Below are 13,341 nucleotides of genomic sequence, written 5' to 3'. Positions count from 1 at the left end.
TTTCTTTAATAAGGAATGCGTCTTCCTCTATTAAAGGGCCATTTTATTGTAATAAGAGTGGAAAATTATTAGAGTCGATTCTTAGAATTAAAGCTTTGTTGACATTTTAGTACGACTGTACTAAAATTAGTTCATGCGTACAAATAATAAATTGAATAAGCCAGAAAATCGCTCATTTATTGAAGATGCCAGACGTGCTCAAATTGTGGATTGTGCAATTGAGGTAATTGCCACAAAAGGATTTGTGAATACTTCTATATCACGGATTGCTGAGGAAGCTGGAATTAGTAAAGGAGTGATTTCGTATCATTTTTTGAGTAAGGAAGAACTAATACAGCAGGTGGTAATGGAAGTTTATCAAGCAGGTGCAATTTATATGGATTCTCATATGAAAGGAAAAGTCAAGGCAAAGGATATTTTAAAAGCCTATATCGAATCTAATTTAGCTTTTATGGGCGATAATCCGAAAAAAATTATTGCTGTGACAGAAATTCTGGCAAATGCCCGTACGAAAGAGGGAAAGCGCCTATTTGATGTGACTGCAAATGATCAATTCTTAGCCCCAATTATTCAGCTTTTGGAGCTAGGACAACAAGACGGCAGTTTTAGAGCTTTGAGTACTTTTTCTGCAAAAGTGTTAGCAACTACAATTCGCGACACAATTGACGGGGTTGGTTTTCAATTAGCATTGGATCCTAATTTGGACCTTGAGTCCTATTCAAAGGAATTAAAAATCTTATTTGATTTAGCAACCCGGAAAGAGGAGATTATATAACCTTTATTCAACAAAATAGTATAGAAAGAAGTTTTTTTATGAACAGTAATAACAAATCATCTGCTCAACCTGTTGGGCAGGTTATTAAAATACAAATTGTTTTCTTAGTGATGAGTCTATTTCTATTAATTTTAGTTACTGTCTTCCATGACAGCGTTAATGGATTTGTATGGCTCCGTTCAGGAGGACTTGCCATCTTGTCCCTTATTTTTTTAGGATTTGGATTTAAGCTAAAAGAAAAGAAGCGTTCAGCTTATGTACGTATTATGATCATCTCTATAGCAGGTGCTTTAGGAATTTTTGCATTGGCTATAGGTGGCGGGGATGTATACCCATTATGGATGCGTATAGAACAAGGAATACAAGGTATACTGCTAATCATGATAATCATTATCCTAATCCGACCGCAAAATCGAATTATTTTTTATACAGGTAGAGGGAAAAATAAGAAATGAATAACTCATTCCTTAATCCAGTTAGTAGAATTAATTTTCTACTATAAAATATTTCTGAAAAGAAATGGTTCTTAAAATAGAGATTTTTCAAATAAAGTAAGTAGTTTGGAAAATTAACCTAATAACCAGGAGGTTAAATTAGATGAATACAAAATTTGATCCAAACAACATCGTTATTAAACTTTGTATGAGTGGGATGAACAAGGAAGATGCAGGTGACGATGAAGGTGCAACCAAAATGTTTCACCAAGCATGGAACGAAGCACAAGACGACTACGAAAGGTTTATCGTAGGTTATCATTTAGCTCGTAAACAAAACAGTATTTCAGACCAATTGAAATGGATGGAAACCTCTTTACAGTGTGCAATAAATATAAATGATGATGATGTAAGGAGTGCGTATGTAACGTTATATTCATACATTGCCAAATGCTATGAGGAGATGGGTGATTCTGCTAATGCGGCAAAAAATTATGAATTGTCAAACGCTCATAACGGTGTGCCTTCTGATGAAGGACCTTTCTATCATGGAACAAAGGCAGCTTTACAGGTTGGTGATTTACTGATAGCAGGTGAAAATTCGAATTACCAACCTGGGCTTAAAATGAATCACATTTACTTCACTGCTAACGCCAATGGCGCAGGACTAGCAGCGGCATTGGCAAAAGGAGAAGGAAAAGAACATGTATATATAGTAGAACCAACAGGTGAATTTGAAGACGACCCAAATGTTACGGACAAAAAATTCCCTGGTAACTTAACACGTTCTTATCGATCATCAGAGCCTTTAAGGATTATCGGTGAAGAAACCGACTGGAGGAAACTTACAAATCCTGAACGACATAGATGGCGCAAAAATTTAGCAGAGAACAAGGGAGAAATTATTAACTGACATACAGTATTTTATTATAAAATTTATTCTAATTAATTCAACTGAATCAAGATTTCTTTTGATAGCTGGAGGTTAAGGTAAAACGATATTCAACAATCGGGCGCGATTCTGCAACAAGAATCAGCGCTTTTTTTTTCGTTAAAGGGCCAAATTGTTGAATAAGGGGTCTAGCCAGATTTATACAGATTCAGGACGGTAAGCAAAGAAATATCCCCAACGACGCTTTGGGTGCATTATTCAATAAACTTCAATGCTATAATCAGTAAAATAAAGATACAGGTTTTGGAGGTTTGAATGAAAGCTAGAAAAGATATGAGACAAAAATGTCCTAAGTGTGGTTATGAAAAATGTATAACAAAGGTTGTAGTTGATAATCCAAGGTATCCATCAGGTGTTATTATAAGATGTAAACAATGCAAATCTATATTTTCATTGGACAATGATGAATGGGTATTCTTTAAAGAATGGTATTAGAGTGTAATGACTTTTCTCTAACGGGTAGTGTTAGTACATTATTAATTTCTAAAAAAAATGCTCCAAAGAAACTTCATATCGTTAATTTTAAATTTCTTTCTTTTTTATTTGAAGTAATCTTTTTAGGCTTTACCGTTCTATTATGGATATTTTTCTTTTAATATATTTCCGTAACTAAGTTGCTTTAGTGAATATCAATGTTCAACAATCGGGCGCGATTCTGTAATAAGAATCAGCGTTCGTTTTTATTCAAGGACCATATAATGGAACACCACTTTTATAAGATCTGGATATTTAAGTTAACATATAGGTCAGATTGTGAAGAATTACACTTTAATTAACGGTGCAGGTTAGTACAATAAGGAAAAAATTACTTATATAAATCAAGGGAATATATTGTTAAAATTTGAGAAGTCAAAAATTCTAAAGATTTGCTTCATTATAATTTTTCTTAACGGAGGATTGAAGTGTGAATAAGAATTTTATGGTTAAATATTACATAATGGGAGTTTGGAGGTATTTTATAGAATCACTCATTTATGCTTTGTTTATATTTGTATTGGTTCGATACTTAATATACTGCTTAAGACGATTCAAAAACGAGATTGTCTTATCACATTCTTTGTAAAGTAATGAACAAACGAAAACAATTTTAAATAGTAATATTTAAAAATTGATGAAGAAACATCCGAGTGAAACAGCAATGAAAATTATGGCAAATACTAAACTATTCCAAAGGCCTAGCATAATAAAAGGAGACGTACTTTTATCTCCGTCTTTCTTGAGACCCATGAATGTTCGCCAGGTTATTATTATTTGCCAAATACCTATTAATAAAAAAATGAATCCAAATAAATATCCCGTATAATTACCTCCTTTATATAAAAATATCACTTTTGTAAATAATTGTCAATAAAATATAAATATAATGAAAAAACGCTTTTTATTGTAAGTCGTGAATTAAGTTTAGGTTTAGCAATAATAGTAGCACACTATTAAATTTATCCACTGTAACTTTTTTTGATGAAGACTAACAGATGTTTATTAAGCTAACGGGTACTTATCTTCAATAAGGTATTGAACAATTGGTTGCAGTACCCAGTGTAATAAGGATCAGCGCTCGTTTTCATTAAAGGGCCAGATTGCGGAATAACAATTTTTTGAAGGTTTACTAAATGACGATTGGATACTTTTTTTAACTAAAAAAGTAATTATTTTAAAATCAGGAAGAACTTTGTAGTGAATGATAACGTCGTAATATTAAGTTATAAAGGGAGGGGAAATATGGGATTTTGGTATTTCTTGATATTATTTGTAGGATTATTTTTAGTGATTAAGGGGCTACTTGGGAAAAAAAGATTAAGCTCAGTACTTATTGGATTATTATGTATTTCGTTCTCAATATTTATGTTTTCTCCAGGAAGTGATGAAATCATTTCGAAATTATTCAATTTGAATTAGAGTGTAGGTGATGTCATTCAAAGTTTACTGGGTCATGAAAAGAGTGAGACTACAAAGATATACGCTCAACTAAGCGGAAAGCTAAGACAAGATTTATACAGTAAATACTTTTAAAAAACTTTCATTCAATCAAGACACGCATGTAGTATTACAATACTTTCAAAAAGGAGGATATATAATGAAAGCAACGAAACTCGTATCATTAGCAATACCTATTCTATTATTAGTAGGTTGTGCGATAGAAAATAAAGAGTCTACTCCTAAGACTGAGCAGTTAAGCAAATCAACAATGAAAACAGTCTTATCAGAGAAACAGTATCCCGATTATATTTGTGAACAATTAGTAGAGTTTCAATACTTGAAGGATTTATTAATAGTAAACTCGTTCGAAGCTATGGAAGACAAAGACAAAGAAAAAGATATTTTAAAAACAGCAAACAAGATGGATAAGATTTTAGACAATATGGAATATGTAAAAGTTCCTGATAAATATAAAGACATTCACAAAGACATAGAAGTAGGGGTAACAGATGCAAGAAAAGCAATAAAGCTTATTAAAGACGCTAGTAAAGAGGATAAGCCGAATATGCAAGAAGCTGTACTAAAAAGTACTCCACATTTATCAGGAGTGGATGGAGATAATTGGAAAAATGCGCTTTATGAGTTAAGTAAGGAAAACAAAGATGCTTATGGTAAAGCACTTGATAAATTTATGAAAGAACATGCGGAATAATATAGTACCATACAACAAATATAAAGGAGTCATGCGTAAAATTAGTTCTTCAACTAACGAGCAGCTTTAGTTTAACATGAATTATGGTTATAATCTTCCACAATCGGGCGCTTTCCTGGAACAAGGATCGGCGCTCGTTTTCATTAAAGGGCCAGATTGTTATTAGTGATGTTATTTAGAATATTCATTAAGAGTGATGGAATACTCAATATATTTATTAAGGTTTACTACATAATTTCCTCATATTGTTCAGTAAAGAATTATCTAATATTTAGATGTCTAATATAACCATGGTCTTTTGTTAAATAAATCCCTATACTAGTAACATCTTATATACTGAGGTGGATAATATTGAATATATTCAAAACATCGAAAACAAAGGAAACTGTTTTATCAAATGGCTGGACACTAGTAGCACACGAATCTTTATCTGTATACGTTAGCATTGATAATCCAAACAAATTTTGTGTACACGATTGGGATGATGACCAAACATTAACCCTTATAACAGAGGAAGATTCATTTGAAGTACCATGCACTAGATATAATTCAAAATATAAAGTAAACCTTTCTAACCGTACTTTTACCCTTCTTTGTGAACCCGATGAAGAATAAGAATACTGATATTAAAGCATCAAATTTGATGCTCTTTTACTTCTCTAAGTAATTAAATGCTTTTCCACTACTACACAATATCTTTCAATTGTTTTGAGAAATATAATTAAGGGCCTATTGTCGAAAAACAATCTTCATAAACAGGCGCGATTCTGTACAAGGATCGGCGCTCGATTTCATTAAAGGGCCTTTTAATTGAATAAAATACCCGAATCAAATTGGATTTCGATATTGTGAAAAAAAGTACTTAAACTAACGGAGCGAGCATTTGAGTTTAATAAGGAAAAATTACATATATGGAAAAGTATTGCATTATTAAGAAGTTTGATAGGTTAAATATTCTATGGGGAATCCTTTAGAACGATGGGAAGTATCTTAATGACAAATGTTGCGATAAAACCTGAAAGAATTTCTCCCCATCCACTTAAAGTATTCTTCATTTAATAGGAATTTTTATATTGGTTTGTATTGTCATATCGAAAATGTAAAGGACAGCAAGAATGCAATCAAGTATTAAATTGATGGAGATTGAATTGTGTGAACTGAACATCTTTAAGTTTGGTGATTTTTACATACTTAATTAATTACTAATCAAATAAAAGAGGAGCGGAATTTAAATGCTAGATACAGTATACGTCCATATACGTCATACGAATTTTTGGTTTGGAGAATATGGACTTTGTGATAAAAGCTGCAATGATGAGATAACAATTTATTCCGATGCTAATAGGACCAATAAAATGGGTTATTTTGATATTATCACTCATATTAGTCTAGCTTATTTATATAACAATGAATTAGACCTTGAAGAAGATTATGAATACAAGAAGGAAATTGAAGAATTTCTCAAAGGAGATTCTCAAATAGTTTATGATTATAGATATCCGAGAGATGATGAAGGCTTATTGTATCAAGTTAATCATTTTGCACCTTTAAACAAAAACAATCATAAACCAACTTATATCTATATGTGGACTAAACTATCAGATGAGTTAGACATAAATGAAATTAAGAAATGTGTAAAAATATTAATTAAAGAATTCTTCTTCGAAGATGTCTCAAATGTTCAATTTCTTGATATTCCAACATACGATGAAACTAAAAATGCATATGATGAGATTATAGATATATTTAAAGATTAAAAGAAAAGTAAGAACAAACATATAAGAATGTGAAGAAATAAACTTAAAGTAACGGGGCTTTACATTGAGTTACTTTCTTAGTATTCAACAATTTGGCGCGATTCTGTAACAAGGATCGACGCTCGTTTTCATTACAAGGCCCTATTCGTAAATAACTGATTAGACTATATACCAAAGAGATTGTGAACAATTGTACTTAAGTTAACAAGGTAGGATAGTAGTTTTCATTATAAAAGCAAGAAAACCCACTATTTGAAGTGGGCTGAATTATTATTAAAAAGTTTCAACTATAAAGCTTAATAGACCATTCAAGGTGTTAATCGATGATTGTGGAAAATCACTTGCCTCCCGAACTTCGTTAATCCAAGGAGTTTTGCTGTTAAACGTTCTAGTCCTATAGCAAAACCTCCATGCGGTGGAACACCATAATTAAATGATGGTCATTTCACCTGTAGTTTTATATTGTTCTCTTTCAAAATTATCTTCAAGCTCTCCTGTTACCGCGTTGAACTCTAAATAAATCATATTTTTCTTATTCTGATCCCAACCAATAACATTTACAATCGGAATGTTTTTTTGAGGATCTTTACTGAAACTAAAATTATATCCTTTAGCAAAAGTGTCGCCTGGATATATATTGGTGATTTTTTCTCCCTTTTTTAATAATTCAGGCGTGTCATACTTAAATTCCTCAACACTAGCGATAAAATAATTTTTAGGCATTACTTCAAATCCAGCAGCCACATGCGCTTTTTCATCTGCCATTCCATCTCGTATAGTCACTAGATAAAAATCTGTTTTACCTGGTATTCCAAATTCAATGTTCCAATGTTTTCTTTTGCCATCCATTCCTGTAGGAGTATCATCTTTATCAACGCTGTTTCCGCTATATAACAACGCTTCTTTACTCCACTTAAGTGCCTCTTCTTGGGCAATCTCAATAGCTTCTTTTAATGTTAAGCTCATTTCATTGTCAGGGAAAAAAGCTACTTCAGCTTCGGATTCTATTTTTGAATCCTTCGTGGTATTTTGGTCTGTACTTTGTTGACAACTAACTAAAAAAACACAAATGAAGAGAAGTAAAAGATTTTTTTTCATTAATTCCTCTCTCCAAGGGAAAGTATAAAATGATTTAACTTCTTTTTAATTTTCATCAATACACCTCTTACGACTTTATCGAATTAATTGTATTTTTACCTTTTCTGAATAAAGTATGTGCTTTTCAACTAATGAGGGCTTTAGTGTAACAAGGTACGTTCCCAAATGATAGTTTGGAAATACTCAAAAAAGCCGTGAGTGCTGTTAGGTCAATGTTTCGCGGCTTTTTCTATGATTTTTATTTATACAGCTTTTTATGAAGGCATCGTAAACAATTGATACATCAATATTTACATGATTATGACGTACTGTTTAGTGTATCTAGTATAATTCTCACCGTTGTAATTTTATTAGTACCTTCGTAGGTACAAAAGTACAATTTTTTAAAACAGCAGAAATAGTGATACGTTTATATTCGAATTTTAGAAAAAACATCTTTTTTAAGATGCTTTTATTTTTTCATTATGTTTGTTATAGATGTATATTTCGATAGTACTTTCACTTACAAGTTTATTAGAAAATAACTCTGTCTCTAACGTTGTATATACTATGTTTTTTATTTCTTCTCCAATAGTTTCTTGGTTTTTTCCCTCTAATAGTGTATTTATTTCAATAGTTAACACTTGGGGGGAATCTGGAGGGGGAATATTCATATTTATTCCATTAATTTGATTTGTATGAGTCGTAGACAGTTTTTTATCTATAGCTTTAGCTATTTTATTTATTGAACTATGCCTATCTAATAGTTCATCCTCATTTATCATTTGAATAGTTTCATTTTTATTCACATTAACATTGTATGCTTCAAATTCAGTTGATTTAATCAAACTTTTCAAAATAGCCTTCATTAAAAGAGCATTTAATTAAAATAACATCTCTAAATTAAATATAGGATTTTAATATCTTGATGTGAGTTTATTTTAAGCTAACGGGGGATTTTTTATTAACAAGGAGTGAAAATTTTGACAATTTCTTTCTGAATAAAGGGAATGGGTGTTATGATTAAAATTGGTAACTGTAGTTTGGATGGAATGGAGGAAGGTGTCTCATGAAAAAAAGAATACATCATATAGCACAAATTTTATTAATGGGATTTTTCACTTTAATAGTAGTAATAGACTTCTTCCCCGAGATAGGTATAAATATTTCAATAGTGATTATGGGAGCTGTAACCTGTATTGCATTAGCTTTTATTACTCGTCAAAAAGGTGAACCGATATTTAAATCAAGCAAACAAAAACTTAATTTCTCTTTTTTTTCTGGGATATACATTTTCTCATTACTAATAATTTTAAGCTTACTTGGTGGTGTTTCTCAGGTGGGTATTGAATGGACTAATCCAATACTATGGGGCTTATATTTGATAGAAGTACTTGTTTCCTATACTAAATATAAGAGGGAATTAAAGCAAACTTGCGAAAATGGTAGTGGAACTTTCCAATAAATCTTCAATAAGCTTGTTAAGCTAATTAGATAGGAAGTAAGACCTTTTTCTACTTTGAGAAATGATTAGAATAAATATAAGATTATTGGTAATATATAGTAAATAAGAAGAGGGATTAGTGCTCTAATTCAACAACGATCTACAACAATCCGGCGCGATTCTGTAATAAGAATCAGCGCTTTTTTTATTAAAGGGCCAGATTGTTGAATAGGGGGTCTACCCGGATTTATATGGATTCACAACGGTACGCAAAGAAATATCCCCGAATGAAACTTTGGGAAGGTTATACTTCGATTAAAGACGAGGTTTAATAAAATAAAGAAACAAGATGAAACAGTTTGATAAATATTTACACCTTTATATAAAGGAGGCTGTTTATGCGATTATTATTTACTGTTCTTATAATATTCCTAATACCTTGTATATTAATTGGCTGTTCAGGAAGTCCTGGTCTGAATGAAGGGGGAGTCTTAAGTAAGGAACAAGTATTAAAACTTAATCCAAATGCAGACATCTTTGAATTTGATGGGAAAGTTTATAAAACGGGTATAGATTGGATTGAAGAGGAAAAATTAATAAAAGATAAACAAATAGGTGAAATATTAGAAGGGATGGCAAATAAATTACCAGTTAGTGCAAAGATATTTTCCCTAAAGGAAAGAAGAGATATTTTGATTGTGGAGTATAACGGGAAAGAAAAAAGGTACTTGCTTCAAGTTGGCGAATAGGGTTAAATCTCGATGGCATTTTGTAAAACAGTGTACTTAAAATGTATTTTATTGTTGGATGGTTAAAATATTACTTGAAAAAGTGCAAAATACCTCCTGAAGCAACCCATCCTAGATAAGGACGGGTTAGCTTTACTATTACTTCATCGAGTAGCTAGGTGGAGTCTTTCTCCAGCCATAAAATTGCATGACGTCTTTTGTTTTTGTAAAGCATTTCAATTCCCACCTTTCATGTTTTTAAATTAATATTGACGATTACGAAGAGTATTATCTACTTTTCTTCGGTTCTCTTCATAGATTTTTTTTACTTTTTCATTATGAAGAGCTTTCTCAAGAGAGATTTCACGTTTAGAAATAGTGATCGTGAGAGCAAAAATGTTTAATATCATTTATTATCACCTCCTTAAATTTCCAATAAAAAAAAAAAAACCGTAGAGAGACTCCCTACGGTGAAAAAAAGGCATAAAAATACCGCAGGGCACAATTCTCCCTGCGGCATGGGTATGCAAAATTATAAAAAAATTAAGCGATCCATTCCGATTTGGTCGAATGTGTGAATTTGATTTTTACTGAAGTTGTAACTAACAAAGACATTAAATTAACGATAATGATCATTTCATTCGACCTCCTTAAGAATTTTTTGTTTACTTTGTAAGTATATCCATCTTTAAGTTGTTTGTAAACATCTTTTGATAAAAATTCCTTATTGTGTAAATAGTTAAGAACAATAAAGAATTAAAAACCACTTTTATTTTTCTTTCATTTACTTTACTATCAACAAGGGCACCCTAAAAAATAGCGTTAGAGGTGCTAAAATGTACGGCATAATTAATTTTGAAGTATTTTTATTAACTGGAATTTTAATGAATTTAATCCCTGGTGCGGACACCATGTATATTGTTGGTAGAAGTATCTCACAAGGTAGACGAGCTGGTATTTATTCTGTGTTTGGTATTATAACGGGGTCCTTAGTTCATACGTTATTAGTTTCATTTGGCTTATCGCTTATACTGACAAAATCTATTGTATTATTTAATACTATAAAAATAATTGGTGTTATTTATCTTGTTTATCTAGGAATTAAAATGATACTTGATAAATCGAACATAGGTTTCGAACCATCTTCAAAAAAAATAAACTTAAGAAAAATTTATATTCAGGGACTTTTAACTAGTCTAACGAATCCAAAAGTATCTTTATTTTTTATTGCGTTTCTTCCGCAATTTATAGATGTTAAGGCATCTGGACCTATCCCTTTTTTAATTTTAGGACTTACTTTTACTGCAACTGGACTACTATGGTGTTTATTTGTTGCTTATTTCTCTTCGTACGTTACGAATAAGCTAAGAGGAAACCAAAAGTTAGGAATAATCCTAAATAGACTAACAGGAATGATATTTATTTGTATGGGGTTAAAACTGCTACAAACGAAAGCTCCCCAATAAACTTGTAAAATAGAGTAGTGCCCCCTAATGAACAGTCCTTTCTAATTTGAAAGGGCTGTTTTCTACCTAATAACGCCCCAATGCTAGTTTGGTACACTGAAAAATGAACTTCAATAATCGTGCACAATTTCTCCACTCTTTTAACTCAAAGTATTTTCTTTGAAACTTAGTTAGATTATTAATCGTAGATGTAATATTAATTAAAAGTGAGGTGGATTTTGAACTGAAAATTACACTGTGGATAATAGTGAGTATTGTAATTTTGTTTAGTCTGGTGATAGGAATTGGAATTTATATGTTTAAAAAGGAAGTTACTGAGGAAGATCCTGAATACATTTTACAGTTTATTAAGGAGAATTTAGAAAGCGAAAAAGTTTCGCTTTCAATCAATTATAATGAGCAAAAGTGGGTAGAAGTTAATCAAACTAAACTGCTACCTTTAGCAAGCACGGCTAAAATTATCATCGCAATTGAATATGCACGTCAGGCAGCAAATGGTAAAATTGATCCACAACAAGAAGTTAGTTTAGAGGAACTGAACGCCTTTTATGTTCCAAAAACGGACGGTGGAGCACATGATGCTTGGATTGCTAATCTAAACAATGGCAAAGAGGTAGGTAAAGTTCATTTAAGTGAAGTCGCAAAAGGAATGATTGCTTTTAGCTCAAATGCGAATACCGAATACTTGATGAATGTGCTAGGGCTTCAAAATATCAACAATATTCCAGAAAGCTTAGGGATTTTTAATCATGAACCATTATATCCAATAGTAAGTGCCCTTTTTATACCTAGCCAGCTAATGAATCAGCAGAACTTAACTAAACAGGAAATGCTAGAAGCAATGGAAAGTATGGATATTACTGAATATCGAAAAAGAGCAATGGATATTCACAATAAGTGGCTGAACTCCCCACCGACTGCGCAAGAAAAAAAACAATTAGTGAAAAGTTTAGACATGGATATTCAAAAGGTTTGGTCCGATCGTTTACCACGATCAACTTCAGAGGACTACGTATATATTATGAATATACTAAACAACAAAACACACTTTAACGAAGATATCTATAAATATCTTGATCCCGTAATGGAACAATTAATGGAAAATCCAAAGAATCGTGACTGGCTTGTTCATGCGGGGCAAAAGGGAGGGTCTACTAGATTTATTGTTACAACGGCTATGTATGCTACAGATAAAGAGGGGAATCAGACTGAAATAGCCTTTTTTGCGAATGATTTAACTACACTTGTACAAACAAAACTATCTCATAATATGAATGCTTTTAAGCTGAAATTTTTACAAGATGCTGAATTTCGCACATTAATAAAAAATGAATTATCTATGCCTTGAAAAAGGGAAATAGTGTGGATAGGCAAAGAAAAAATAAAAGTATGTGCATAATTTCGAGCATGGATTATACATTTTGTAGTAATTTTCCGCATTAGGTGTTTTATTGGAAAATATAGTAGATAAAGTTATTCCGCAAGCGGGCACGATTCTATATCAAAAATCAGTGCTCGTTTTCATTAAAGGGTCAATTAATTGAATAAGATACTTAAACCAGAAGCAACAATCTTTGAGAAATCAGCCTTATTCTAATTTGGTTGAAAGGCCATCTGGAATATAGAGTCCAAGCAAGACGAGGAGGACTTGAAAAAGAAAAACAAACCCGGGATTGGATTCCCGGGTTTGTTTTTACTTATTGGCAATGATGACCAATTTACCTGTATCGAGTACCTCTTCGAATTGAGCAGCTTCCGCTTTACTTAATCCGACAGAAGCTAACTTATTGCGGAGTTCATCTCCACGAGAATTCACCAAGTTCTTCATAGAAGTTAGGAACCCTTGCTCGCTAATACCAGGTTCTTCAGTCCCCAGTGCATCGTTAATATCATCTTCACGTTCTTCATAGTGAGCAAAGATGTAAATGTTGTCTCGAAGATATCCTTGCGCTTCTAATTTCTCCACTTCTTGTTTCGCCTGTACTACGTTTTCTACTGTTAATTTGACTGTCATTATTTATCCCTCCAATATATGTTCACATTTAATCTATACCACTAAACTGAATGAATAAAACATAC

The 13,341-nt window shown here is 31.9% G+C and carries 15 protein-coding genes and 2 pseudogenes; 12 read left to right on the top strand and 5 right to left on the bottom strand.

Annotation, left to right across the window (positions count from 1 at the left end):
- Positions 1-133: 133 nt before the first annotated feature.
- From ACIQXI_RS11125 to ACIQXI_RS11090, 8 genes and pseudogenes are all read left to right on the top strand, one after another.
- A complete protein-coding gene (locus ACIQXI_RS11125; protein WP_402924568.1) occupies positions 134-775 on the top strand; it encodes a TetR/AcrR family transcriptional regulator in 642 nt (213 codons plus the stop codon).
- Positions 776-813: 38 nt separating this feature from the next.
- Positions 814-1,230, top strand: coding sequence for a hypothetical protein (locus tag ACIQXI_RS11120; protein ID WP_402924565.1), 417 nt, complete (start codon positions 814-816; stop codon positions 1,228-1,230).
- A gap of 142 nt (positions 1,231-1,372) precedes the next feature.
- Positions 1,373-2,122, top strand: coding sequence for an NAD(+)--rifampin ADP-ribosyltransferase (arr, locus tag ACIQXI_RS11115; protein ID WP_402924562.1), 750 nt, complete (start codon positions 1,373-1,375; stop codon positions 2,120-2,122).
- 294 nt (positions 2,123-2,416) lie between these two features.
- The gene (locus tag ACIQXI_RS11110) at positions 2,417-2,596 is read left to right on the top strand and encodes a hypothetical protein (protein WP_402924559.1); all 180 of its coding nucleotides are present in this window, start codon (positions 2,417-2,419) and stop codon (positions 2,594-2,596) included.
- 1,470 nt (positions 2,597-4,066) lie between these two features.
- Positions 4,067-4,171: pseudogene (locus ACIQXI_RS11105) on the top strand (integrase); the annotation flags it as partial.
- Positions 4,172-4,235: 64 nt separating this feature from the next.
- A complete protein-coding gene (locus ACIQXI_RS11100) occupies positions 4,236-4,790 on the top strand; it encodes a hypothetical protein (protein ID WP_402924557.1) in 555 nt (184 codons plus the stop codon).
- Between the two features lie 351 nt (positions 4,791-5,141).
- Complete coding sequence (locus tag ACIQXI_RS11095) at positions 5,142-5,405, top strand: hypothetical protein (protein ID WP_402924555.1); 264 nt, start codon at positions 5,142-5,144, stop codon at positions 5,403-5,405.
- 617 nt (positions 5,406-6,022) lie between these two features.
- Positions 6,023-6,547 (top strand): hypothetical protein, encoded by a 525-nt coding sequence (locus tag ACIQXI_RS11090; RefSeq protein ID WP_402924553.1) that lies wholly within the window; start codon positions 6,023-6,025, stop codon positions 6,545-6,547.
- Between the two features lie 273 nt (positions 6,548-6,820).
- Here ACIQXI_RS11090 and ACIQXI_RS11085 read toward each other — a convergent pair.
- The 3 genes and pseudogenes from ACIQXI_RS11085 to ACIQXI_RS11075 all read right to left on the bottom strand — a co-directional run.
- Positions 6,821-6,984 (bottom strand): annotated as a pseudogene (locus ACIQXI_RS11085) (amino acid--tRNA ligase-related protein); the annotation flags it as partial.
- Entirely contained in the window at positions 6,977-7,645 is a 669-nt protein-coding gene (locus tag ACIQXI_RS11080; protein ID WP_402924551.1) for a hypothetical protein, read from the bottom strand. The pseudogene ACIQXI_RS11085 and the gene ACIQXI_RS11080, both read right to left, overlap by 8 nt.
- 440 nt (positions 7,646-8,085) lie before the next feature.
- Positions 8,086-8,481, bottom strand: coding sequence for a hypothetical protein (locus ACIQXI_RS11075; RefSeq protein WP_402924548.1), 396 nt, complete (start codon positions 8,479-8,481; stop codon positions 8,086-8,088).
- A 212-nt stretch (positions 8,482-8,693) separates the two neighbouring features.
- Here ACIQXI_RS11075 and ACIQXI_RS11070 point away from each other — a divergent pair, with 212 nt between their 5' ends.
- Together ACIQXI_RS11070 and ACIQXI_RS11065 are read left to right on the top strand one after the other, a co-directional pair.
- On the top strand, positions 8,694-9,089 hold the full coding sequence (locus ACIQXI_RS11070) for a hypothetical protein (RefSeq protein WP_402924545.1): 396 nt from the start codon (positions 8,694-8,696) through the stop codon (positions 9,087-9,089).
- 377 nt (positions 9,090-9,466) lie between these two features.
- A complete protein-coding gene (locus tag ACIQXI_RS11065) occupies positions 9,467-9,817 on the top strand; it encodes a hypothetical protein (RefSeq protein ID WP_402924543.1) in 351 nt (116 codons plus the stop codon).
- 242 nt (positions 9,818-10,059) lie between these two features.
- Here ACIQXI_RS11065 and ACIQXI_RS11060 read toward each other — a convergent pair whose 3' ends face one another.
- Positions 10,060-10,206, bottom strand: coding sequence for a YrzI family small protein (locus ACIQXI_RS11060; RefSeq protein ID WP_402924540.1), 147 nt, complete (start codon positions 10,204-10,206; stop codon positions 10,060-10,062).
- A 426-nt stretch (positions 10,207-10,632) separates the two neighbouring features.
- Between ACIQXI_RS11060 and ACIQXI_RS11055 the strand changes: the two genes are divergently transcribed.
- Both ACIQXI_RS11055 and ACIQXI_RS11050 read left to right on the top strand, forming a co-directional pair.
- Entirely contained in the window at positions 10,633-11,262 is a 630-nt protein-coding gene (locus ACIQXI_RS11055) for a LysE family translocator (protein ID WP_402924538.1), read from the top strand.
- A 295-nt stretch (positions 11,263-11,557) separates the two neighbouring features.
- Positions 11,558-12,610 (top strand): serine hydrolase, encoded by a 1,053-nt coding sequence (locus ACIQXI_RS11050; RefSeq protein ID WP_402924536.1) that lies wholly within the window; start codon positions 11,558-11,560, stop codon positions 12,608-12,610.
- 345 nt (positions 12,611-12,955) lie between these two features.
- Here the strand turns inward: ACIQXI_RS11050 and ACIQXI_RS11045 are convergent, their stop codons facing one another.
- Positions 12,956-13,276 (bottom strand): YflT domain-containing protein, encoded by a 321-nt coding sequence (locus ACIQXI_RS11045; RefSeq protein WP_402924523.1) that lies wholly within the window; start codon positions 13,274-13,276, stop codon positions 12,956-12,958.
- Positions 13,277-13,341 lie beyond the last annotated feature (65 nt).

Origin of the sequence: Lysinibacillus sp. NPDC097195 (genome assembly GCF_044762075.1) — a bacterium.
In the GTDB taxonomy this organism is placed as follows: domain Bacteria; phylum Bacillota; class Bacilli; order Bacillales_A; family Planococcaceae; genus Lysinibacillus.
This window is presented reverse-complemented; position numbering and strand designations above follow the sequence as displayed.

Bases quoted from the DNA above. Each gene is read 5' to 3' on its own strand.
- ACIQXI_RS11125 (WP_402924568.1), top strand. From the start codon at position 134: ATGCGTACAAATAATAAATTGAATAAGCCAGAAAATCGCTCATTTATT.
- ACIQXI_RS11120 (WP_402924565.1), top strand. From the start codon at position 814: ATGAACAGTAATAACAAATCATCTGCTCAACCTGTTGGGCAGGTTATT.
- arr (WP_402924562.1), top strand. From the start codon at position 1,373: ATGAATACAAAATTTGATCCAAACAACATCGTTATTAAACTTTGTATG.
- ACIQXI_RS11110 (WP_402924559.1), top strand. From the start codon at position 2,417: ATGAAAGCTAGAAAAGATATGAGACAAAAATGTCCTAAGTGTGGTTAT.
- ACIQXI_RS11100 (WP_402924557.1), top strand. From the start codon at position 4,236: ATGAAAGCAACGAAACTCGTATCATTAGCAATACCTATTCTATTATTA.
- ACIQXI_RS11090 (WP_402924553.1), top strand. From the start codon at position 6,023: ATGCTAGATACAGTATACGTCCATATACGTCATACGAATTTTTGGTTT.
- ACIQXI_RS11080 (WP_402924551.1), bottom strand. From the start codon at position 7,645: ATGAAAAAAAATCTTTTACTTCTCTTCATTTGTGTTTTTTTAGTTAGT.
- ACIQXI_RS11070 (WP_402924545.1), top strand. From the start codon at position 8,694: ATGAAAAAAAGAATACATCATATAGCACAAATTTTATTAATGGGATTT.
- ACIQXI_RS11065 (WP_402924543.1), top strand. From the start codon at position 9,467: ATGCGATTATTATTTACTGTTCTTATAATATTCCTAATACCTTGTATA.
- ACIQXI_RS11060 (WP_402924540.1), bottom strand. From the start codon at position 10,206: ATGATATTAAACATTTTTGCTCTCACGATCACTATTTCTAAACGTGAA.
- ACIQXI_RS11055 (WP_402924538.1), top strand. From the start codon at position 10,633: ATGTACGGCATAATTAATTTTGAAGTATTTTTATTAACTGGAATTTTA.
- ACIQXI_RS11050 (WP_402924536.1), top strand. From the start codon at position 11,558: ATGTTTAAAAAGGAAGTTACTGAGGAAGATCCTGAATACATTTTACAG.
- ACIQXI_RS11045 (WP_402924523.1), bottom strand. From the start codon at position 13,276: ATGACAGTCAAATTAACAGTAGAAAACGTAGTACAGGCGAAACAAGAA.